The sequence below is a fragment of the Gemmobacter fulvus genome (genome assembly GCF_018798885.1).
GTDB classification, from domain to species: Bacteria; Pseudomonadota; Alphaproteobacteria; order Rhodobacterales; family Rhodobacteraceae; genus Gemmobacter; species Gemmobacter fulvus.
Genome location: NZ_CP076361.1, coordinates 2,131,380 through 2,151,460, shown reverse-complemented (window position 1 = coordinate 2,151,460; position 20,081 = coordinate 2,131,380). Strand labels below are relative to the sequence as shown.

At 65.4% G+C, this 20,081-nt stretch carries 21 protein-coding genes; 7 read left to right on the top strand and 14 right to left on the bottom strand.

The features are described 5' to 3' along the window. From KM031_RS10405 to KM031_RS10385, 5 genes are read left to right on the top strand one after another with little or no spacing between them, the layout of a single operon-like run. Positions 1-933 carry an ABC transporter permease gene (locus KM031_RS10405; RefSeq protein ID WP_215504960.1) on the top strand — a complete coding sequence of 311 codons (933 nt, stop codon included), beginning with the start codon at positions 1-3 and terminating at the stop codon, positions 931-933. 10 nt (positions 934-943) lie between these two features. Continuing rightward, positions 944-1,762, top strand: a complete 819-nt coding sequence (locus KM031_RS10400) for an ABC transporter permease (protein WP_215504961.1) — start codon at positions 944-946, stop codon at positions 1,760-1,762. Then, entirely contained in the window at positions 1,759-2,736 is a 978-nt protein-coding gene (locus KM031_RS10395; protein ID WP_215504962.1) for an ABC transporter ATP-binding protein, read from the top strand. The genes KM031_RS10400 and KM031_RS10395 overlap by 4 nt, the downstream gene beginning before the upstream one ends. Beyond that, positions 2,729-3,754 carry an ABC transporter ATP-binding protein gene (locus KM031_RS10390; protein ID WP_215504963.1) on the top strand — a complete coding sequence of 342 codons (1,026 nt, stop codon included), beginning with the start codon at positions 2,729-2,731 and terminating at the stop codon, positions 3,752-3,754. The genes KM031_RS10395 and KM031_RS10390 overlap by 8 nt, the downstream gene beginning before the upstream one ends. After that, positions 3,747-5,288, top strand: a complete 1,542-nt coding sequence (locus KM031_RS10385; RefSeq protein WP_215504964.1) for a L,D-transpeptidase family protein — start codon at positions 3,747-3,749, stop codon at positions 5,286-5,288. Before KM031_RS10390 ends, KM031_RS10385 begins: the two co-directional genes overlap by 8 nt. A gap of 12 nt (positions 5,289-5,300) precedes the next feature. Here KM031_RS10385 and KM031_RS10380 read toward each other — a convergent pair whose 3' ends face one another. The 7 genes from KM031_RS10380 to KM031_RS10350 all read right to left on the bottom strand — a co-directional run bounded on the left by KM031_RS10380 (position 5,301) and on the right by KM031_RS10350 (position 11,694). Further along, the gene (locus KM031_RS10380) at positions 5,301-6,245 is read right to left on the bottom strand and encodes an oligopeptide/dipeptide ABC transporter ATP-binding protein (protein ID WP_215504965.1); all 945 of its coding nucleotides are present in this window, start codon (positions 6,243-6,245) and stop codon (positions 5,301-5,303) included. Beyond that, a complete protein-coding gene (locus KM031_RS10375; RefSeq protein ID WP_246567010.1) occupies positions 6,242-7,225 on the bottom strand; it encodes an ABC transporter ATP-binding protein in 984 nt (327 codons plus the stop codon). Before KM031_RS10375 ends, KM031_RS10380 begins: the two co-directional genes overlap by 4 nt. Next, positions 7,225-8,094: an ABC transporter permease gene (locus KM031_RS10370; RefSeq protein ID WP_215504967.1), complete on the bottom strand. Its 870-nt coding sequence runs from the start codon at positions 8,092-8,094 to the stop codon at positions 7,225-7,227. The genes KM031_RS10375 and KM031_RS10370 overlap by 1 nt, the downstream gene beginning before the upstream one ends. Next, the gene (locus KM031_RS10365) at positions 8,094-9,014 is read right to left on the bottom strand and encodes an ABC transporter permease (RefSeq protein ID WP_215504968.1); all 921 of its coding nucleotides are present in this window, start codon (positions 9,012-9,014) and stop codon (positions 8,094-8,096) included. Before KM031_RS10365 ends, KM031_RS10370 begins: the two co-directional genes overlap by 1 nt. Positions 9,015-9,066: 52 nt before the next feature. Next, entirely contained in the window at positions 9,067-10,575 is a 1,509-nt protein-coding gene (locus KM031_RS10360; protein WP_215504969.1) for an ABC transporter substrate-binding protein, read from the bottom strand. 5 nt (positions 10,576-10,580) lie between these two features. Beyond that, positions 10,581-11,237 carry an RraA family protein gene (locus tag KM031_RS10355; RefSeq protein ID WP_215504970.1) on the bottom strand — a complete coding sequence of 219 codons (657 nt, stop codon included), beginning with the start codon at positions 11,235-11,237 and terminating at the stop codon, positions 10,581-10,583. Positions 11,238-11,349: 112 nt separating this feature from the next. Continuing rightward, complete coding sequence (locus KM031_RS10350) at positions 11,350-11,694, bottom strand: RidA family protein (protein WP_215504971.1); 345 nt, start codon at positions 11,692-11,694, stop codon at positions 11,350-11,352. Between the two features lie 165 nt (positions 11,695-11,859). Here KM031_RS10350 and KM031_RS10345 point away from each other — a divergent pair, with 165 nt between their 5' ends. Beyond that, positions 11,860-12,807 (top strand): LysR family transcriptional regulator, encoded by a 948-nt coding sequence (locus tag KM031_RS10345; protein WP_370878999.1) that lies wholly within the window; start codon positions 11,860-11,862, stop codon positions 12,805-12,807. Here KM031_RS10345 and lhpI read toward each other — a convergent pair. Genes lhpI through KM031_RS10315 form a run of 6 tightly spaced genes read right to left on the bottom strand, consistent with a single transcriptional unit; the run spans position 12,799 to position 18,123 of the window. Next, positions 12,799-13,737 carry a bifunctional Delta(1)-pyrroline-2-carboxylate/Delta(1)-piperideine-2-carboxylate reductase gene (gene lhpI, locus KM031_RS10340; protein ID WP_246567013.1) on the bottom strand — a complete coding sequence of 313 codons (939 nt, stop codon included), beginning with the start codon at positions 13,735-13,737 and terminating at the stop codon, positions 12,799-12,801. The two genes, KM031_RS10345 and lhpI, sit on opposite strands and share 9 nt — an antisense overlap. Beyond that, entirely contained in the window at positions 13,737-14,981 is a 1,245-nt protein-coding gene (locus tag KM031_RS10335) for a Zn-dependent hydrolase (RefSeq protein WP_215504972.1), read from the bottom strand. Before KM031_RS10335 ends, lhpI begins: the two co-directional genes overlap by 1 nt. 31 nt (positions 14,982-15,012) lie before the next feature. Further along, entirely contained in the window at positions 15,013-16,293 is a 1,281-nt protein-coding gene (locus tag KM031_RS10330; RefSeq protein WP_215504973.1) for a TRAP transporter large permease, read from the bottom strand. Next, positions 16,290-16,757, bottom strand: a complete 468-nt coding sequence (locus KM031_RS10325) for a TRAP transporter small permease (RefSeq protein ID WP_215504974.1) — start codon at positions 16,755-16,757, stop codon at positions 16,290-16,292. Before KM031_RS10325 ends, KM031_RS10330 begins: the two co-directional genes overlap by 4 nt. Then, positions 16,754-17,131, bottom strand: coding sequence for a cupin domain-containing protein (locus KM031_RS10320; protein ID WP_246567015.1), 378 nt, complete (start codon positions 17,129-17,131; stop codon positions 16,754-16,756). Before KM031_RS10320 ends, KM031_RS10325 begins: the two co-directional genes overlap by 4 nt. Next, the gene (locus tag KM031_RS10315) at positions 17,128-18,123 is read right to left on the bottom strand and encodes a TRAP transporter substrate-binding protein (protein ID WP_215504975.1); all 996 of its coding nucleotides are present in this window, start codon (positions 18,121-18,123) and stop codon (positions 17,128-17,130) included. The genes KM031_RS10320 and KM031_RS10315 overlap by 4 nt, the downstream gene beginning before the upstream one ends. 264 nt (positions 18,124-18,387) lie before the next feature. Between KM031_RS10315 and KM031_RS10310 the strand changes: the two genes are divergently transcribed. After that, positions 18,388-19,515: an extracellular catalytic domain type 1 short-chain-length polyhydroxyalkanoate depolymerase gene (locus tag KM031_RS10310; protein ID WP_215504976.1), complete on the top strand. Its 1,128-nt coding sequence runs from the start codon at positions 18,388-18,390 to the stop codon at positions 19,513-19,515. A gap of 50 nt (positions 19,516-19,565) precedes the next feature. Here KM031_RS10310 and KM031_RS10305 read toward each other — a convergent pair whose 3' ends face one another. Further along, on the bottom strand, positions 19,566-20,060 hold the full coding sequence (locus KM031_RS10305) for an Lrp/AsnC family transcriptional regulator (RefSeq protein ID WP_215504977.1): 495 nt from the start codon (positions 20,058-20,060) through the stop codon (positions 19,566-19,568). Between the last annotated feature and the right edge of the window lie 21 nt (positions 20,061-20,081).

The window sequence follows — 20,081 nt, the reverse complement described above, 5'->3', positions numbered from 1 at the left end:
ATGTTGAATGTTCTTCTCAGGCGGCTTGTTCAGGCTGCGCTAACCGTCTTTGTTGTCGTCACTCTGGTCTTTTTGTTGTTCAGTGTCATTCCGGGCACCTATGCCTCGTCGCTTCAGGCCGACAAGCGCGATGTGTCTGCCGAGGTGCTGGCGCGGATCGAGACCGAGCTGGGCCTGAACGATCCACTTCCACAGCGGTTCGGGCGCTATGTCGCCGGGCTGGCGACCGGCGATCTTGGCACCTCTTACGCCACCAAACGGCCCGTGGCCGACATGCTGGGCGGGCGGATCTGGGCCTCGCTGCGGCTGGCCTGTGCCGCGATCCTGTTCGCGGTCTGCATCGGCCTGCCGCTTGGCTTTTTCGCCGCGATGCGCCGGGGCAGCTGGCTTGATACCGCCGCGATGACCCTTGCCGTCTCTGGCCTGTCGGTGCCGGGCTTCTGGGCCGGGTTGTTGCTGATGTATCTGTTTTCGCTGAAACTGCACTGGCTGCCCACCTTCGGTTATGGCGGGGGCGGGCTGAGCCACCTGATTCTGCCTGCGATCACGCTGGGCATCGCGCCCATGGCACTGCTGGCCCGCACCACCCGTGCGGCGGTGCTGGAAACGCTGAACTCCGATTTCATCCGCACCGCGCGTTCCAAAGGCATGTCAGAGCGGCGTCTGGTGCTGCGCCATCTGGCCCGCAATGCCTTTGTGCTGGTGCTGACCACGATCGGGCTGCAATTCGGCTCCATGCTGGGCGGCTCGGTGGTGGTGGAAAAACTCTTCGCCTGGCCGGGCGTCGGGTCGCTGCTGATCGACTCGGTCGGACTGCGCGACATTCCGGCGGTGCAGGGCACGATTCTGGTGATCGTGCTGTTCTTCCTTCTGATCAACACGCTGGTCGACCTTGCCTATCTGGTGGTCGATCCGCGCATCCGTTACCGCTGAGGAGGCCGCCATGAAAGCCGGAGCCAACCTGTATGTCGGTGGCGGGATCATCGTTCTGATCGCGCTGCTGGCCATCTTTGCGCCTTTTCTGGCCCCCTATGACCCCGTGACCTCGGCCAATCTGATGTATGCCGAAGAACCACCCGGCGCACAGTTCTGGCTGGGCACCGATGAACAAGGCCGCGACATCTTTTCCCGCATGGTCTATGGCGCGCGCATCTCGCTGTTCATCGGGCTGGCGGTGCAGGTGATGAACACCGCCATCGGTGTGTCGCTCGGCCTGTCGGCCGGTTATCTGGGCGGCTGGTGGGACGAGGTGGTGCAGGGCCTGACCAACCTGATGCTGTCGATCCCCACCATCGTCTTTGCGCTGGCCTTGATGGCAATCCTCGGGCCGGGGCTGCTCAGCCTGCTGATTGCACTTGGCATGACCGACTGGGCCTATAGCTGCCGGATCTCGCGCGCGCAGGTTCTGACGCAGAAGTCACTGAACTATGTGCAATCGGCCCGCACCATGGGGTTCGGCCCGCTGCATGTGATGTTCCGCGAATTGCTGCCCAATATTGCCGGGCCGCTGATCGTGGTGGCGACGATGGGCGTGGGGTCGGCGATCATGGCCGAGGCCTCGCTGTCCTTCCTCGGCCTTGGCGTGGTGCCGCCGAACCCGAGCTGGGGTGGGATGCTGTCTTCGGCGCGCGAACAGCTGATGGTGGCCCCCTGGGTCGCGATCTTTCCGGGGCTGGCCCTGTTTGCCGCCGTGCTTGGCTTCAACCTTCTGGGGGATGGCCTGCGCGATCTGCTGGATCCGCATGGGAAGGGCCGGAAATGAGCGATACCATTCTCGATATCCGCGATCTCTCCATTGCCCTTCATGGCGAAGGGCCGCCGCTTTCGGCGGTGGACGGCGTGAATTTCTCGGTGGGCCGGGGCGAGGTCTTTGGCCTTGTGGGTGAATCCGGCTGTGGCAAAAGCCTGTGTGCGCTGGCCATCGCCGGGCTGTTGCAGGCTCCAATGGCGGTCAGTGGCGGCCAGATCCTGCTGGAAGGCCGCGATCTGGCCCGCTTGTCCGCCGCCGAGATGCGGCATCTGCGCGGCGACAAGGTGTCGATGATCTTTCAGGAACCGATGACGGCGCTGAACCCGCTGATGACGGTGGGCGACCAGATCGGCGAGATGTTCGTTCTGCATCGCGGCCTTGGCGCGCGCGCGGCACGGATGAAGGCCATCGAGGCGCTGGAACAGGTGCAGGTCTCAAGCCCCGAGCGGCGCATCAATGCCTATCCGCATCAGCTTTCGGGCGGGATGCGGCAGCGGGTGATGATCGCCATCGCGCTTGCCTGCGACCCGGCGCTGCTGATTGCCGATGAGCCGACCACGGCACTGGATGTCACCATTCAGGCCGAGATCGTGGAGCTGGTGCTGGAGCTTTGCCGGGCCAAGGGCACGGCGGTGATGATGATCTCGCATGATTTGGGTCTGGTGGCGCGGATCTGCAACCGGGTTGCTGTTATGTATGCCGGGCAGATTGTCGAAGAGCGCGGCTCGACCGAGATTTTCACTGCCCCCGCGCATCCCTACACGCGCGGTCTGGTCGATGCGCTGCCCCGGCTGGGCCGCAGGCTGGAGCGCGGGCAGGAAAAACTGACCGAGATCGGCGGCGTGGTTCCGGCGATCCGCGACTTTCCGCAGGGCTGCCGCTTTGCGCCGCGCTGCCCCCGGGTGACGGCAGAGTGCCGCGCGGCGCGCATCCCCATGACCGCATTGACCGAGGAGGGCCGGGTTCGGTGCCTGCATCATGTCTGATCCTGCAATGATCCCGCCCGAAACGGCGGCCCTCGCCTCCGACGTGCTGCTCTCGGTCGAGGGGCTGAAGGTGCATTACCCGGTCTGGCAAGGCTGGCGTGGAAAATCAATGGCGGTCAAGGCGGTGGATGGCGTCGATCTGACGCTGCGCCCCGGCGAATGTTTGGGCCTTGTCGGCGAAAGCGGCTGCGGCAAATCCTCCATCGCGCAGGCGCTGCTAGGCCTTGTGCCCATCACGGCGGGGCGGATCCGGCTGGATGGGCACGAGATCACCGGCCCGGCCAAGGTGCCGCCGCTGCAACTGGCCCGGTCGGCACAGATGGTGTTTCAGGATCCGATGTCCTCGCTGAACCCGCGCCAGACCATCGGCGAGATCCTGTCGGGGCCGCTGCGCCTGCATGGCATGGGCAGCCGGTCGGAACGCGAGTCCCGCGTGGCCGAGATGCTTGGCATGGTCGGCATGGCCCCCGCCGTGGCCAGCCGCTATCCGCACGAATTTTCGGGCGGGCAGCGGCAGCGGCTGTGCATCGCCCGCGCGCTGATCCTCCGCCCCAAACTGGTGATCTGTGACGAGCCGGTATCGGCGCTGGATGTCTCGATCCGGGCGCAGATCATCAATCTGCTCTTGGAGCTGAAAGTCCGGCTTGGCATCGCGCTTTTGCTGATTTCGCATGATCTGGGCGTGGTTGAACACATGAGCGACCGCATCGCCGTGATGTATCTGGGCCGCATCGTGGAAACCGGCGGCTGGCGGCAGATCTTCACCGCCCCATCGCATCCCTATACCCAGGCGCTGATCTCGGCGATCCCCGATCCGATGCACCGCGACCGGGTTCCTGCCCGGCTTGGCGGAGAAATTCCCAGCGCACTGGCCCCACCGCCGGGCTGCGCCTTCAACCCGCGCTGCCCGCTGGCCTTCGACCGATGCCGCGCGGGCGAAGGGCCTGCCTTCACCCACATCGGGCCGGACCATCAGGCCCGCTGCCATCTGCTTCAAGCCGGAACATCCCATGTCTGACCTTTGCTTCGCCGCCGCGCCTGCTCCCGAAATCGGGCCGGATCTGACCATCACCGTCCGCGCCGGACAGGATGCCGCCGCCCCGCATCGCGGCACGCTGACCATTGGCGACTGGACGGTGCCCTGCGCCGTCGGCCGCTCGGGTATCGTGGATCCGGCGCTGAAGCGCGAAGGCGATGGCGCAACCCCGGCCGGACGCTTTGCGCTGCGCTACGGCTTTTACGAACCGGGCGTCTTTGCCGATGCCGAGATGGCGGCGATGGCCTTTCCGTTCAAACCCAAGCCCGACAGCTATGACTGGATCGAAAACCCGGCCAGCCCCGATTACAACCGGATGCGCGCCCGCAGCCATAACGAACCGCCGCCCGAACGTGCGCCGAAACTGTTCGACATCTTCATCCCGCTGGGCTGGAACGATGCGGCGGTGCATGCGGCGGCGGGCAGCGCCATCTTTCTGCACGCCGCCCGCCCCGAGATGACCGGTACCGCCGGTTGCGTGGCGGTACCGCATGACGAATTGCTGAACCTCGCCCGCCGCCTGCGTCCGGGCATGATCGTCGACATCGCCACCCCGACCGATGCCACAGCGCCGCTGGCCACGCCCGATACGATGGAATCCGTCACCTTCCACAGCCTGCGCCCCGGCCCGCGCGTGATCGTCACCGGCGCGGTGCATGGCAACGAGGTCTGTGGACCCAAGGCCATCACCCGCATGATCGCCGAGTTCCGTGCAGGCCGCCGCAAGCTGCTCTGTGGTTCCGTCACCTTCCTGCCGGTGGTCAATGCCATGGCCTACCGGCTTGACCGCCGCGAGGGGGACCGCAACCTGAACCGCGCGCTGCGCGATTATCCGGTGCCGATGGTGAACGAGGATCATGTGGCCAATGTGCTGTGCCCGATGCTGCGCGCCCATGATGTGCTGATCGACCTGCATTCCTTTGCGGCGGAAGGACCGGCCTTCGCCCTGTTCGGCCCGGAGGGCAGCGGCAGCGCGCTGGAACCCCGGGCGCAACCCGCAACCGAACTGGCGCTGATCGAAGCGATCGGCCTGCCCTTCGCCGTGCATGGCTGGATGCCCGCCCATCTGACCGCACTGGCGCATCAGGGGCGTACCGATCAGATCAGCCATGCGGTCGGCACCACCGAATTCATGCGCTTTGCGGGTGGGGCGGCGATCACCGTGGAATGCGGGCCGCACAAGGATCCAGCCTCGGTCGAAGTTGCCTATTCGGTCATCGCGCGCGGTCTGGCTGCCCTTGGCCTGATTGCGCAAGAGGCCGGGCCGCCGCCCGCCAAACCGCTGATCCTTGAAATCGGCGAGGCGATCTTTGCCGAAAGCGACGCCGACAGCCTGATCCGGGCCTTCCCCACCGGCGCGCCGGTGCGCGCGGGCGAGGTGATCGGGCACCGGGCCACGGGGGCCGAGATTCTGGCCCCCCATGACGGATCGGTGATCTTTGCCAGCGGCAAGGTCAGGGCCGGGACCGAGCTGTGCTTCCTGTGCCGCCCCAGCAGCATCGGCGCGGCCCCCTGAGCCGCCACAACGCTAGGCCAGATGGCAGCGGATCTGGTGATCTGCGTCGGTGACGAGGGCGGGCCGCTGCGCCCGGCACTGCGCGGTTACCGCAGGGCAGCGCGGCGCAAAGGCGCAGCCACCGGCCAGGCTCATCGCATCTGCCGCCGCCAACCCCAGCGGCAGCGGCGGGATGCCCGCGCCGGGCCGCGGCATCAGCGTCGCCGCCAGCAGCGCGCGGCTATAGGGGTGGCGCGCGGCGCGGAACAGATCGTCGGTCGGGCTTTCTTCCACCTTTTCGCCCAGATACATCACGCTCACCCGCTCGGCCAGATGTTCGATCACCGCAAGGTTGTGGCTGACGAACAGCATGGTCAGCTGCATCTCGCGCCGCAGTGACAGCAGCAGGTTGATGACCTGCGCCTGAACCGAGACATCCAGCGCCGAGGTCGGCTCGTCACAGATCAGGATCTTTGGCCGCAGGATCAGCGCGCGGGCAATGGCGACCCGCTGACGCTGCCCGCCCGACAGCTCGCCCGGATAGGCCTCGGCCAGCCGGGCGGGCAGGCCCACCAGATCGAGGATCTGCCGTACCTCTGTCGCCACATCGCCGCCTGATCCATGCAGGCGCAGCGGCTGTCCCACCAGATCGGCGATGCGGCGCACCGGGTTCAGCGCGGCATTGGGATCCTGAAACACCGGCTGCACCAGCCGCACCCGCTCGGCCACCGGGATGGTACGGATGTCACGGCCCATCAGCCGCACCGCACCACTGTCAGGCAACAACTGGCCCAGCAACAGGTTGATGACCGTGCTTTTGCCACAGCCACTTTCGCCCACCAGCCCGAGGGTCTGCCCCTCGGCCACCTGCAATGACAGATCGCGCACTGCCGTCAGGCGGCGAGGGCGGCGCAGCAGGCCCTGCGCGACGGTGAAGGTTTTCGAAATGCGGTCGAGTGTGATGGCGGGCACGGTCATCCGATGGCTCCTGCGGCAAGACGGTGACATTCGGCGCGACGGCCCGGTGCCGTGGAGACCAGCGGCACCGGATCGCTGTCGCAGGCGGCAACGGCATGGGCACAGCGCGCCCGGAAGGCGCAGCCGCTCTGAGGCCCGATCAATCCCGGCACGCTGCCGGGAATGGCGGGCAGATCACTGCCCCGCGCGGTGCGGCCCGGCACCGGAATCGCCGCCATCAGCCCCCTAGTATAGGGGTGATCTGGCCGGTCGAAGATCGCGGTCGCCGGGCCATGTTCGACGATCCGCCCGGCATACATCACCGCCACCTCCTGCGCGACCGCCGCCACCACGCCCAGATCATGGGTGATCAGCAGGATCGCCAGTCCCAGATCGCGCTGCAATTCCGCGAGCAGACCAAGGATCTGCGCCTGAATGGTGACATCCAGCGCGGTTGTCGGCTCATCCGCAATCAGCAGTCTGGGTTGCCCCATCAGCGCCATGGCAATCATCAGCCGCTGGCGCTGCCCGCCGGAAAACTGATGCGGATATTGCCCCAGCCGCAGCGCGGGCTGGGCGATACCCACGCGGCCCAGCATCTCAACGGCGCGGGCTGTCGCCGCCGCCCGGCTCAGGCCATCCAGATACATCACCGCCTCGGTCAGTTGCCGCCCGATGGTCAGCGTCGGGTTCAGCGCGGTCATCGGATCCTGAAAGATCATCGACAGGCCGCGCCTCCGCAACGCCGCCCGCGCCTGAGGCGGCTGGCCTGCGTAATCCTGCCCCAGCAGCGCAAAGCGCGCCGCCCCGGTCTGGGCATGGCGGGGCAGCAGCCCCATCAGCGCCATCGCCGTCAGGGATTTGCCGCAGCCGCTTTCGCCGACAAGGCACAGCGTCTGCCCGGCCCGCACCGACAGATCGACCCCGCGCACCGCATGCAGCAGCCCGTGATCGGTGGGGATCGACACGCGCAGATCGCGAATATCGAGAACGGTTTCCATCATTTCTTCCTCGGCCCCGTGAAATCGCGCAGACCATCGCCCAGAAGGTTGACGGCCAGCACAAGGATGCAAAGCGCCGCCCCCGGCAGGGCAATCAGCCAGGGATCGAACAGGATATTCTCGCGCCCTTCGGCAATCATCAGCCCCCAGGACGGGGTGGGTGGCCGCACACCCAGCCCGAGGAACGACAGCGCCGCCTCCAGCAGGATCACATTCGCCACCTCCAGCGTGATCACCACGATGATGGCGCTGCGCATATTGGGCAGGATTTCCAGAAACAGGATGCGCGCCGGGCTGGCACCGATGGCGTGCAGACCCTTGATGAATTCGCGGCTGCGCAGCGATTGCGCAGCGGCACGAGTAACCACAGCGAACCGATCCCACAGCAGCAGCCCCAGCACGGTGATCAGCGTGACAAGCGAAGCCCCGCCCAGCGCCACCGCCGCCAGCGCGACCAGCACGATGGGCAAGGACAGCCGCGTCGTGATGAGAAAGCTGATGACCATATCGGCAATGCCGCCGAAATATCCGGCGATCAGGCCCAGCGTGATGCCGATGCTGCCAGACACGAGGATCACGCCAAAGCCCACCCCCAGCGAAATCCGGCTGCCATAGATCAGCCGCGACAGGTAATCCCGCCCCAGATGATCGGTGCCCAGCAGATGCCCGGGCACCGCGCGGTCATGCCAGAAGGGCGGCAGAAAGCGGCGGGTCAGATCCTGATCGAACGGGCTGTGTGGCGCGATCAGCGGGGCCAGCAGCGCCAGCAGGATCATCGCCGCCACGATGCCGCCGCCCAGCGTGACACCGGAATTGCGCAGCAGGCGGCGCAGATACGCGTTGCGCGCGGATGTGTCGGTTGCGGCCATCAGCGTGCCCCCCGGATGCGCGGATCCAGCATGGCATTCAGCAGATCCGATGCTGTGGTCAGTACCACATAGACCAGCGACAGGATCAGGATGATCGCCTGCACCACCGGCAGATCGGCGCGCAGCAGCGATTCCCAGGCCAGTCGGCCCAGCCCGTTCAGCGCGAACACGCTTTCAATCACGATGGAGCCGGACAGCAGGATGCCCAGTTGCACCGCCGCCAGTGACACCAGCGGCAGCACCGCATTGCGCAAGGCATGGCGCAACACCACGATCCGCAGCGGCAGGCCCTTGGCATAAGCGGTGCGGATGTAATCCGCCGCCAGAACATCAATCATGCCCGACCGGGTGATGCGCATCATGGCGGGCAGCGCCGAATAGGTCAGCACTACCACCGGCAGGATATAACCGCGCCAGGTGTCCGCGCCCGAAATCGGCACCAGCCCATACCAGACCCCGAACACCACAATCGCCATCAGGCCCAGCCAGAAGCTCGGCACCGCCTGCCCGGTAACGGCCAGCACCAGCGCCAGCCGGTCCACCAGCCCATTGGGCTTAAGCGCAGCGGCGATGCCCAGCGGCACCGCCAGCACCAGCGCCAGCCCGAAGGACAGCGCGCCCAGTTGCAAGGTGACAGGCAGGCGGTTGCCGATGATTTCGGTCACCGGAATGTGGAAATAGATGCTCTGGCCGAAATCGCCCAGCAAGGCGCTGCCGATCCAATCCAGATATTGCACAAGGAAAGGCCGGTCAAAGCCATAGGCCGCGCGCACCGCCTCGGCATCGGCGGCACTGCCGCCCTGCCCGGCAATGGCAATCGACGGATCGCCCGCCATGAACATCAGCCCGAAGCTGAGCATCGACACAGCGATGCAGACGCAGAAGGCGACGACCAGCCGCCTGAAAAGATAGGACACCATCCGAAACCTCCATATGGGGCAAGGGGTGCCGCCTGCGCGGCACCCGGCTGCGTCATTTCCAGGAGGCTTGCCAGAACCGGGCGAATTCATCCGGGTGCGGCGTGAAGCTCAGATCATTCGACAGGCCGTAATTCACGTTGAAGCCATACATCGGCATCCACAGCGCCTCGTCCGCGATCTTTTTCAGCGCCTTGGCATAGGCCTCCTGCCGCACCGCCGGATCGGTGGAGGTATCGGCCAGCGTCAGCCATTCCGTCAGCTCGGGGTCTTTCAGCAGGTCATCCGCCCCGCCGCCAAAGAAGTTGGACAGGGTGAACACCACATCGCCAATGCCATAGCTGCCCCAGTTGGAGAAGAAGGCCGGCACCTGCCCTTCGCGCCATTTGCCCACACCTGCCGCATATTGCAGCTCGTCCAGTTGCAGGGTGATGCCGACCTTGGCCAGATCGGCGGCCACCGCCTCGGCCACCGGGCGCGGCATGGCGGCAAAGACCATGGGCAGGGTAAAGCCATCGGCCAGACCCGCCTCGGCCAGCAGCGCCTTGGCCTTTTCGGGGGCGTATTCATAGGTCGTCACATCCTGCGCACAGCCGAATTGCACCGGATTGCAGGCGGCTTTCAGCACTTCGGACGCGCCGCCCGCAAAGGCATCGACGATGGCCTGCCGGTTCACGGCGTGCAGGATCGCCTGCCGCACCCGCTTGTCCGCCAGGGGCGTGCCGTCTTGCAGCGCGAAGTTCACAAAGGAAATGCGGATGATCGGCGCCGACACCACCTGCACCCGGCTTTCCAGCTGTGCCGCCTGATCCGGTGGGATGCGCCAGATCCAGTCCAGCGCGCCCGACATCAGCTCGGCATATTGGGTGTTCATCTCGGGGATGGTGCGCACCACGATGCGGTCGATGGTGGCGCCGCTTTTCGGGCTGCCCGCATAATGATCGGCAAAGCGTTCCAGCACATAACGCACGCCCGGCTCCTGTTCGACCAGCCGGTAGGGGCCGGTGCCGACCGGATTGCGCGCCATGCCTTCCGAGCCTGTGGCGGCAAACTCTGCCTGCGGATAGATCGGCAGCGCATCGGCCAGCATTTCGATGGCCCCGGCAAAGGGCTTGGCCATGGTGATGCGGACCTTGTGGCTATCAAGCTTTTCAACCTTGCCGATCCAGTCGACCGAAATCGCATAGCGGGTGCCATAGGCCGGATCGGACACCGCGCCCAGCGTCGCCACCACATCATCGGCGGTGAAATCGGCACCGTTGTGGAACTTCACCCCTTTGCGCAGCGTGAATTCCATGGTCAGCGGGCCGGTCTGTTCCCAGCTTTCGGCCAGCGCCGGTTTGAAGGTGCCGCTTTCCAGATCCTTGTAGAGCAGCCCGTCATAGACATGCCGCGCCAGGATCAGCCCCTCGCGTCCGGCGATCTTGTAGGTATCAAGCGGTTCAGGTTCCGCCGAAAACGCGACGTTGAGCGTATTGCTGGCCTTGTCGGCCAATGCGGGGCTGGCAGAAGCCAGCAGCAGAGCCGCAGCACTGGACAGCAGCAGGCGAGAGGTCTTGGACATGGTGATTACCCTTTGGACAGTTTGAGATTCAGGTTCGGAAACCGCCGCTTCGGGCCATTGGCTGGCCTCTCGGGCGCGACGATCTGGGCAAGGGTCTCGCCCGCCTGAAGGCGGCGGATGAGATCGGCTTCGGCATGTTGCAGGTGCAGGGCGGTGGCGGCATGTTCGGCCACCGTTGCGGGGTCGAGCACGACAACCCCGTTTTCATCGGCCAGAATGATGTCGCCCGCCGCAACGGCGGTGCCACCACAGGACACCAGCCCGCCCACCTCGCCCGCCATCTGGCGGTTGCGCGTGGTGATGGGCGACCGGCCCCGGCACCAGACCGGAAAACCAAGCGCGGTGACGGCGGCCTGATCGGTGATGAAACCGTCGATCACCGCCCCCAGCACCCCACGGGCAAGCGCCGCATGGGTGGTGACTGCGCCCCAGCAGGCATGGCGGAAATCGCCGCAGCGGTCGACAACCACGATCTGCCCCGCTTCGGCCACCGACAGCGCCTCGATCAGCGCCGATCCATCCGATCCGGGCAGGCGCACGGTCAGGGCGGGCCCAAAGATGCGCCGGTCCGGCAGCACCGGCTGGATCGTGGGGGCCATGAACCCGTCTTGCAGAAAATGGCCGAGCGTGGCGGTTTCGACCAGCGACAGATCGGGGAACATGGCAAATCCTGATCAGGGGCGGGGCGCAGCGCAGCGCCCGCCGATGGCGGTTCGGGATCGGGTGTGGGCCGGATCATAAGCGCGGCAAATGTTTCCGCGCGGTGGGATGAGCCTAACGGGCGGCGGTCACGATGAATTCCACGCGGTAGCCCGGCGCGGTCAGCCGACTTTCGCCACAGGCGCGCACCGGCGGCGCCTCCGGGTCGATCCAGCCGTCATAGACCGCGTTCATCGCATCAAAATCTGCGATGTCGGCCAGCCAGACGATGACCTGCAACGCCTTGGACTTGCTGCTGCCCACCTCGGCCAGCAGGGCATCCACTGCGGCAAGCGCCTGTTCTGTCTGTTCTTTGATCCCGGTTTCGGGGTCGCCCACCTGACCGGCCAGATAGATGGTATCGCCATGACGGACGATCTGGCTCATCCGGGGGCCGCGATGAAAGCGTTCGATCTGCATGCTGCATCCTTTCGGCATCTGCATCTGGAGAAAGCTTAAGCGGATGCGCCGGTGCGACCTAGCGGCAAGGCAGGGCCGCCTTGATCGGAAAGATAGGTTCTGGCTATGGATGCACCGGGCGTCAGCTGTGTTACAACAGCACATCCGCCGTCTTCCAACCGATAGGTGCCGCCCTTGCCTCAGGTGAAACCGCTGCTCAATGATCTGAACTGGAACCTGTTCCGCAGCTTCTGCGCCATCGCAGAGGAAAAAAGCATCACCCGCGCCGCCAAGCGGCTGAACATGAGCCAGCCCTCCGTCAGCCTCGCCTTGCAGCGGCTGGAAGAACAGCTTGGTTGCCAGCTGGTGTTCCGCGACAGCCGCCATTTCGCCCTGACCCTGCGCGGCGAGCGGATCTATCAGGAATGTGCCGAGATTTTCCGCTGTGTCGACCGGATCGCGGTGCTGACCGAAGACCGCAATGACGAGGATTATGGCGAGCTGCGCTTGCAGATCATCAGCAATCTCTGCTCGCCGCTGGTGGACGAGGCGCTGCGGCTTTACCACCAGCGCAACCCGTCGATCACCTGGCGGATCGAAGTGCAGAACAGCCAGGAAACTCTGCGCCGCATCACGCAGGAAAAGACCGGGATCGGGCTGTGCCTGCTGACGAAGCCGATCATCAACCTCGATTGCAAGCTGCTGTTCCGTGAAGAATTCGTGGTGTTCTGCGGGGCCGAACACCGGCTGTTCGGCCAGACGGATGTGACCGCCCGTGACCTGCAACAGGAACCCTTTGTCGCCTTCACCTGCGCCACCGAAGGCATGGGGCTGGAGCCGATGGTGATGCTGCGCGACGGCGTCGGCCTTGGCAACCGCATCAGCGGATCGAGCCATAATCTGGAGGAGGTGCGCCGGATGATCGTGTCGGGCCTTGGCATCGGCATCCTGCCGCTGATGGCCGTGACGGATGAGGTGGAGCGGGGGCAGCTCTGGCCGCTGCGCTTCACCGATCAGCCGCTGGGGGCGGATGTCTTCATGGTGCGCCACCCCGCCACCCCATTGACGGTGCCGGAACAGAAGTTCGTCGATCTGCTCGACGAACTTCTGCAACTTTATCCGGATCTATGCTGATCCGTCCTGTGCCAGCATGGCGGCGGCAAGGTCTTCCAGCGCCATCCCGGCGGATTTGAACACGGTACGCGCCGTGGCATCACGGCGGCCCGGATGGCCGCCCTGCACCAGCTCGGCCAGATCGGCCAGAACATCGGTGTCGGTGATCGCGCCTGCGGCCAAAGGCTGTGCCAGATCCCCGGCCAGCAGCGCCCCGGCGCGGCTGTCGACGAAGATCTGCGCCTGAACGATGGCCTGCGTGTCACATTCGCGCATGTCCGGCTTGAAGGCACCAATCAGATCCAGATGGCTGCCGGGGCGCAGCCAGTCGCCCCGGATCAGCGGCACGGTCGAGGCGGTGACGGTGCAGATGACATCCGCGCCGCGCGCGCCTGCCTCCAGATCAAGGCAGGTTTCGGCGGCAAGGCCCTGCGCCTTCAGCCGCGCCACGATCTGCTGCGCCTTGTCGGTTGTGCGCCCCCAGATCAGCACGCGGTCATAGCGGCGCACGGCAGAATGGGCCAGCGCCGCCTCTTCGGACAGTTGCCCGGTTCCTGCGACCAACAGCACCCGCGCATCCGGCCGCGCCAGATAATCCGCCGCCAGTGCCGAGGCCGCCGCCGTGCGCCGCGCAGTCAGGGAATCGCCGTCCAGAACGGCCTGCATCCGCCCGTCTGCGCCATCAAACAGCAGATAGCCCGCGTTGATCGTGGCTTTGCCCTGTGCGGCATTGCCGGGAAAGAACGTGACCACCTTCACCCCGATGGCCTTGCCCGCCTCCCATGCCGGCATCAGCAGCAGCGAGGCCGTCTGCCCGTCGGGCAGGTCGATGGTCAGCGTCTGGCGCGGCGGGGCGGTGATGGCATTGCCCGCGAAGGCCGCCCGCAGCGCGGCGATCAGCGCAGGCCAGTCCAGCCGTGCGTCAATGGCGGCGTGATCCAGCATCTGCATCAGCGGTCTGCCCGCGTGACAACGGCATGGAGCAGGATATTCAGCCCCGCGAGGAAATCCTCAGGCTCGCAGCTTTCGGCGTTGTTATGGGTGATGCCGCCCTTGCAGGGGGTAAAGATCATCGCCGTCGGGCAGTGCATCGCCAGATGATAGGCATCATGACCGGCCTGCGAACGGATGTCGCGCCAGTCAAACCCCATGCGGATCGCCTGATCACGGATGCCATCGACCAGCGCGCGGTCAAAGATGTCACCACCCCAGAACCACTCATCCTCGATTTCAGCCGTGCAGCCCGCCATGGCGGCGCTGGCGAACAGGGCGCGACGCATCTTTTCGCCCATCACCCGTGCGGTGACAGGATCGGGATGGCGCACATCGGCTACTGCCTGCGCGGTATCCGACAGGATGCCGGGCTTGTTCGGCCAGGCCGTCAGGCGCGAGCCGGTGGCCTTGCCATCACCCACCGCGAAATCCCAGCCGATATCATCCACCGCCGTCAGCCAGCGCGCGCCCGCGATCAGCGCATTGTGGCGCAGATCCATCGGGGTGGGGCCGGTATGGGCGGTCTGGCCGTCAAAGCGCACCCGCATGCCATGGCTGGGGTAGCCCCCCGTCACCACCCCGACCTGCCGCCCTTCGGCATCCAGGATCGGGCCCTGTTCGATATGCAGCTCGAAATAGGCGTCGATCTCACCCGCCTTGCAGGGGCGGGTGCCGTGATAGCCGATCCGCGCCAGTTCGTCGCCAAAGCGTGGGCCATCATCGGCGATCAGGTCATGCACCCAATCCACCGCATATTTGCCGACAAAGGCGCCCGAGGCGACCATGGGCGGCGAAAACCGCGCACCCTCTTCGTTGGTCCAGTTCACGATGACCAGCGGGCGGCGCGTCACATGGCCCGCATCGTTCAGACAGCGCACCAGCTCCAGCCCGGCCAGAACCCCGGCGATACCGTCAAACCGCCCGCCGTTGATCTGGGTATCCAGATGGCTGCCGATCAGGATCGGCGGCAGGCTGTTGTCGGTGCCGTCGCGGCGCGCGAAGATGGAACCCACCTCGTCCACCTCGACCGTCAGGCCTGCGGCCTCGCACCACTGCACGAACTGGTCCCGCATGAGGCGGTCGTCATCGGTCAGGGTCAGCCGGGCCAGACCACCGGGGCGGCCCACCCCGATCTCGGCCGAGCGTTCAAGGGTGGACCAGAAGCGGCCGAGATCGGCCCGTGTTTCGGGAGAAAAGGTCATGGAAGCCTCGGATTAAAGGATGTCCGGCGCGTCAGGACGCGCCGATGACTGTGGTGATGACCTGCGGGAACAGCACCAGCAGGACCATGACAAGGGTCATGACGCCGATGAAGGGCAGCAGGTAACGGAACGAGGCCGACATCGGGATCCCCGCCGTGCGGCAGGCGGCCATCAGGTCGATGCCCAAGGGGGGCGTATTGGCCCCGATGGCAAGATTGATGGTCAGCAGGATGCCGAAATAGACCGGGTTGATGTCATAGGCCGTCAGCACCGGCATGAAGACCGGCGCAAGGATCAGGATGATCGCCAGCGATTCCATGAAGGTGCCCAGCACCAGCACGACGACCATGATCAGCAGGAGCGCCAGTGTCGCGCTGTCGGTCAGGCCAAGGATGCCGTTCACCGCCATTTGCGGCACCTGTTCCGCCGCCAGAATCCAGCCAAAGACCGAGGCTGTGGCAATGACGAACAGGATGGAGCCGGTCATCTCGCTGGTGTCACGCAGCAGATCCATCATGCCGCGCAGCGTCAGCTTGCGATAGAGCAGCGCGCCGGTCAGCAGCGCATAGGCGACCCCCGCCCCCGCCGCTTCGGTCGGGGTAAAAATGCCAAAGCGGATGCCGCCCACGATGATCATCGGTGCGATCAGCGCCGGAATGGCGTCGATGAAGGCCCGGCCCAGCACCGGCCACGAGAAGGGCTCGCCCCCCTTCCAGCCATTCTTGCGCGAGATCCACCAGGCCACAACCATCAGGCCAAAGCCCAGCAGCAGCCCCGGTATGATCGCCCCGACGAACAGCTGCCCGATCGAGGTATTGGTGGCGGTGCCATAGACGATCAGCACGATGGAGGGCGGGATCACCGTGCCCAGCGACCCGGCGCAGCCAAGTGCCGCCGAGGAAAAGCCGGGGTGATAGCCACGGTCCTTCATCGCGGGCAGCATCATCGACCCGATGGCCACCACATCCGCCACGCCCGATCCGGACAGCGACCCGAACAACATGCAGGCGGCGATCATCACGATGGCCAGACCGCCGGTGCCACGCCCGACAATGGCGGCGCACAATGCGATGATGCGCGGGGCAAGCCCGCCCTGCACCATCAATGTACCCGCCAGCAGGAACAGCGGAATGGCCAGCAGCGTGAAGCTGTCGATGCCCGCCACCATGCGCTGCGCCACGATCATCAGCGGTGCCAGATCAGCGATCAGCAGATAGACCGCCGCCGCAAGGCCAAGCGCCACCGCAATGGGCGCGTCGATCAGCACCAGAAAGACGAAGACCGCCAGCAGAATGAAAAGGGCAAGGCTCATTTGCGCCATCCTCCGAGGGCAAGACCCAGCAACGACAGAACCGCGCTGATCGGCAGGCACAGATAGAACAGCCCGCCCGGCAGGCTCATCGCCGTGGTTTCATGGTGCCAGGTGAAGCCGGTGATCTTCACCCCCGTCACCAGCAGCACGATCAGAAAGGCAACACCGCTGAGCGCGGCCAGGCCAAACACCGCCCGGCGCAGCGGGCCGGGCGACAGGATCAGGTCTGTCAAACCCGCCCGAAAATGGCTGCCGCGGATGAAGGCCGAAATCACCCCGAAAAAGGTGACCCAGACGAGGATCAGCCGGGGCAATTCTTCCGACCAGCGCGGGGTCTGCGACAGCGCATAACGCGACAGCACGACGTAGACCACGATGACGGCAAGGGCCAACACGCCGATGGCGCCGATGTTGCGCACGATCCGGTCCAGCCGCTCTGCCGCAGAAACAGGTGCGCCGCTCATCCGGTCAATCCTCCGTCGGGGCCACGGCACAGCATACATTCGTCGCAATAGGCGGCCACCACCACCCATTCGTCGGACAGCACCTCGACCTCATGCACCACGCCAGGCGGCAGGCGCAGGGCGGTGCCTTCGGTCATGTGGAACTCTTGCCCGCCTGCCCGCAGCACGGCCTGCCCTTTCAGCGTCAGGGTCACTTCATCCCGCGGATGGGCATGCGGCGTGCTGCGCGCGCCCTTCTTGCCGGTGGTGACCGTCAGCTTGATGAAACCCTCGCCGCGCTCTTTGGGCGAGAACAGGATTTTCTGGCTGAAGTCGTAAAGCTGCACCGGGGAGACCGATGCAACCTGCTTCACCTCTGGCAGGCGCGCGCTCATTTCCGCGCGCTTTCCATCAGGCCCATCAGCTCCGGCCCGAAGGTGGCAGCTTCAGATTCCCAGATCGGCTGCACGGCGGCCACAAAGGCATCGCGGTCGACCTCGTTGAACGCCATGCCTGCCGCTTTCAGCTTTTCCACCATTTCGGCGTCGGAATCGGCAACCATCTGGCGCTGCTTTTCGCCCCAGGCCATTGCGGCGGCCTGCACCACGGCCTGATCTTCGGGTGACAGGCTGTTCCAGGTGATCGACGAGACGACCAGCGCGGCAGAGCCCCAGACGTGGTTCGTCATCGACACATATTTCTGCACCTCGAAGAACGAGGAGGAATGGATGATCGCCAGCGGGTTTTCCTGTGCGTCGAACACGCCTTGTTGCAGCGCCGAATACAGCTCGCCAAAGGCCAGCGGTGCGGGCTGCGCACCAAGCGCCTCGAAGGTGGCCAGACGCACCTTATCGGGCGTGACGCGGATTTTCAGGCCAGCCAGATCGGTGGGTGTCGTGATCGGGCGTTTGCTGTTGGTGACATTGCGATAGCCGTTTTCCCACCAGGCCAGCAGCTTGACACCCTTGCCATCCAGCAGCCCGGCCAGATGCGCGCCCAGATCGCCGTCCAGCGCGGCAAAGGCCTGTTCGCGGCTGGCCCAGGCATAGGGCATTTCGATGATGCCCATCTTGGGTTCGATCGACTGGAACGACCCACCGCCGATCACGCCACCCTGCACGGCCCCGAATTGCAAGCCCTCGATCATGTCCTTTTCATTGCCAAGCTGACCGCCCGCGAAGATCTCGATCTTCACGCGGCCTTCGGTCTTTTCGGCCACATCCGCCGCAAAGCCTTGCGCGGCCACATGCCAGCTGTGGGTATCTGCCAACACGTGACCGATGCGGATGGTGGTTTCCGCCGACGCAATCCCGGCGGAGAGCGCCAGCGCCGAAAGCGCGACAAGCCCCGCAGACAGCCGGTTCCGCAATGTGAAAATATGGGTCATCGCCCTCTCCTGTTCCGTTTGTTATGGTAGAATTGAACCAGTGATCGCCCGCGCTGGCAAATAGCGTCAGCCAATGGTTCGGATGCGTCCAGCCAATGCCGGGCCAGAGCCGCCGCCCATTGCCGACAGGTTTCCTGCAGGTCGCTGCCTTGCGCTGCCGGTCTTGATCCCCACTTTAGCAGCGCAGGCTGCGTGAACCGGGCCCCTCATGGGCCCGTGCCTTGCCTGTATCGGCCCGAACGCCCCATTGCGAGGATATTGCCCATGACACGCTCCTTCGCGGCCGCCCTGCGCCGGGCAAACCGGCTGATGCGCCCGGCCAAACTGGGCAAGACCGGCCGTTCCATCCAGAAAACCATGACGGGGCTGATGGTCAAATCCGCCATGGCCGCGCTGACGCCAAAGCCTGCCAAAACGCCCAAAGCCGCAGTGCCCAAGGCGGGCCGCTCGCTTGGCGTGGTGCTGAAACAGTTGCGCGCGGCGCAATCGCTGATGCCCGGAGCGGCGGGACAGACGGTGGCCCCCCGGATCCCGAAGGGCGCGCAATATCTGGCCCGGGTGCATCGCAGCGCCGCAGGGTCGCGCAGTTACAAGCTCTATCTGCCCGCCAGCCAGCCGAAACGGCCCAAGGGCCTGATCCTGATGCTGCATGGCTGCAACCAGACGCCGGATGATTTTGCGCTTGGCACGCATATGAATGCGATGGCCGAGAAACATGGCCTCGCCATCGCCTATCCGGCCCAAGGCCGCCCCGACAATCCGGTGTCCTGCTGGAACTGGTTCAAACCGGGCAATCAGGGGCGCGGCGCGGGCGAGCCTGCAATTCTGGCCTCGCTGACCCGCAAGCTGATGAAGGATCTTGGGCTGAGCCGCGATGCCGTGTTTGTGGCCGGGCTGTCGGCGGGCGGGGCGATGGCGGCCATTCTGGCCGATGTCTACCCGGATGTCTTTTCTGCGGCGGGCATACATTCCGGCCTTGCGCGCGGGGCGGCGCGGGATGCGCGCTCGGCTGTGGCGGCGATGCGGCGGGGCGGCGCGCCTGAGGGGGGGGCAGTGCCACCTGTCATCCCCCGGGCGCGCCCGGTGCGGCGGATCGTCTTTCAGGGCGATGCCGACAGCACGGTTCACCCGTCCAACGCGGCGATGATCGTCGCGGCGGCGGTGGGGCCTGACGCGACACCCGGCAAGATCAGCAAACGATCGGTGCGTGGGCGCGGGTATGCGCGACGCGATTTCGCGGGGCCGGACGGTGGTGTGCTGCTGGAACTTTGGATGCTTGAAGGCGCCGGGCATGCGTGGTCGGGTGGCCGGGCAGCGGGATCCTATACCGACAGCAAAGGCCCCGATGCCACGGCGCAGATGATCCGGTTCTTTCTGCAAAAACCGGCCTGATCCGGGCCTGGCATCGCGCCGCCTGCGCCAAGCCGCAGTTGGGCCGCCGCTCAGCCCCGGCCCTTCAAATGCGCCGTGGGCAAGGCCGTGGTGTATTTCACCTGATCCAGCGCAAAGCTGGAGCGGATATTGGCCACACCGGGGATCTGCGTCAGGCAGTCCAGAACAAGCTCCTGATAGCGCAGCAGATCCTCCACCACGACGCGCAGCATGAAATCGGCCTCGCCCGTCATCAGGTAACATTCCATCACCTCGGGCCGCCCTTCGATGGCATCGGTGAAGGCCTTCAACGAAGCCTTGTCCTGCTGCACCAGCGTCACATGCACAAAGACATTCACCAACAGACCCAGCTTGACCGGATCGGCAAGGATGACCGAACCGCGAATGATGCCCTGCTCACGCATTTCGGCCACGCGCCGCCAGCACGGCGAGGCTGACAGATGCACAGCCTCGGCCAACTCGGCATTGCTGAGTTCGGCATTCTGTTGAAGCGCATCGAGGATTCGCAGACTCGCATCATCCAGCTTTGCAGGCTTGTCCGGCATGTTTCACCTCATATTCTCCAT

Excerpts from the sequence above, each read along its gene's own strand:
- KM031_RS10360 (WP_215504969.1), bottom strand. The coding sequence starts at position 10,575 with ATGTCCAAGACCTCTCGCCTGCTGCTGTCCAGTGCTGCGGCTCTGCTG.
- KM031_RS10315 (WP_215504975.1), bottom strand. The coding sequence starts at position 18,123 with ATGACCCATATTTTCACATTGCGGAACCGGCTGTCTGCGGGGCTTGTC.
- KM031_RS10390 (WP_215504963.1), top strand. The coding sequence starts at position 2,729 with ATGTCTGATCCTGCAATGATCCCGCCCGAAACGGCGGCCCTCGCCTCC.
- KM031_RS10305 (WP_215504977.1), bottom strand. The coding sequence starts at position 20,060 with ATGCCGGACAAGCCTGCAAAGCTGGATGATGCGAGTCTGCGAATCCTC.
- KM031_RS10405 (WP_215504960.1), top strand. The coding sequence starts at position 1 with ATGTTGAATGTTCTTCTCAGGCGGCTTGTTCAGGCTGCGCTAACCGTC.
- KM031_RS10400 (WP_215504961.1), top strand. The coding sequence starts at position 944 with ATGAAAGCCGGAGCCAACCTGTATGTCGGTGGCGGGATCATCGTTCTG.
- KM031_RS10365 (WP_215504968.1), bottom strand. The coding sequence starts at position 9,014 with ATGGTGTCCTATCTTTTCAGGCGGCTGGTCGTCGCCTTCTGCGTCTGC.
- KM031_RS10330 (WP_215504973.1), bottom strand. The coding sequence starts at position 16,293 with ATGAGCCTTGCCCTTTTCATTCTGCTGGCGGTCTTCGTCTTTCTGGTG.
- KM031_RS10395 (WP_215504962.1), top strand. The coding sequence starts at position 1,759 with ATGAGCGATACCATTCTCGATATCCGCGATCTCTCCATTGCCCTTCAT.
- lhpI (WP_246567013.1), bottom strand. The coding sequence starts at position 13,737 with ATGCAGATGCTGGATCACGCCGCCATTGACGCACGGCTGGACTGGCCT.
- KM031_RS10320 (WP_246567015.1), bottom strand. The coding sequence starts at position 17,131 with ATGAGCGCGCGCCTGCCAGAGGTGAAGCAGGTTGCATCGGTCTCCCCG.
- KM031_RS10355 (WP_215504970.1), bottom strand. The coding sequence starts at position 11,237 with ATGTTCCCCGATCTGTCGCTGGTCGAAACCGCCACGCTCGGCCATTTT.
- KM031_RS10370 (WP_215504967.1), bottom strand. The coding sequence starts at position 8,094 with ATGGCCGCAACCGACACATCCGCGCGCAACGCGTATCTGCGCCGCCTG.
- KM031_RS10325 (WP_215504974.1), bottom strand. The coding sequence starts at position 16,757 with ATGAGCGGCGCACCTGTTTCTGCGGCAGAGCGGCTGGACCGGATCGTG.
- KM031_RS10310 (WP_215504976.1), top strand. The coding sequence starts at position 18,388 with ATGACACGCTCCTTCGCGGCCGCCCTGCGCCGGGCAAACCGGCTGATG.
- KM031_RS10380 (WP_215504965.1), bottom strand. The coding sequence starts at position 6,245 with ATGACCGTGCCCGCCATCACACTCGACCGCATTTCGAAAACCTTCACC.
- KM031_RS10385 (WP_215504964.1), top strand. The coding sequence starts at position 3,747 with ATGTCTGACCTTTGCTTCGCCGCCGCGCCTGCTCCCGAAATCGGGCCG.
- KM031_RS10335 (WP_215504972.1), bottom strand. The coding sequence starts at position 14,981 with ATGACCTTTTCTCCCGAAACACGGGCCGATCTCGGCCGCTTCTGGTCC.
- KM031_RS10350 (WP_215504971.1), bottom strand. The coding sequence starts at position 11,694 with ATGCAGATCGAACGCTTTCATCGCGGCCCCCGGATGAGCCAGATCGTC.
- KM031_RS10375 (WP_246567010.1), bottom strand. The coding sequence starts at position 7,225 with ATGGAAACCGTTCTCGATATTCGCGATCTGCGCGTGTCGATCCCCACC.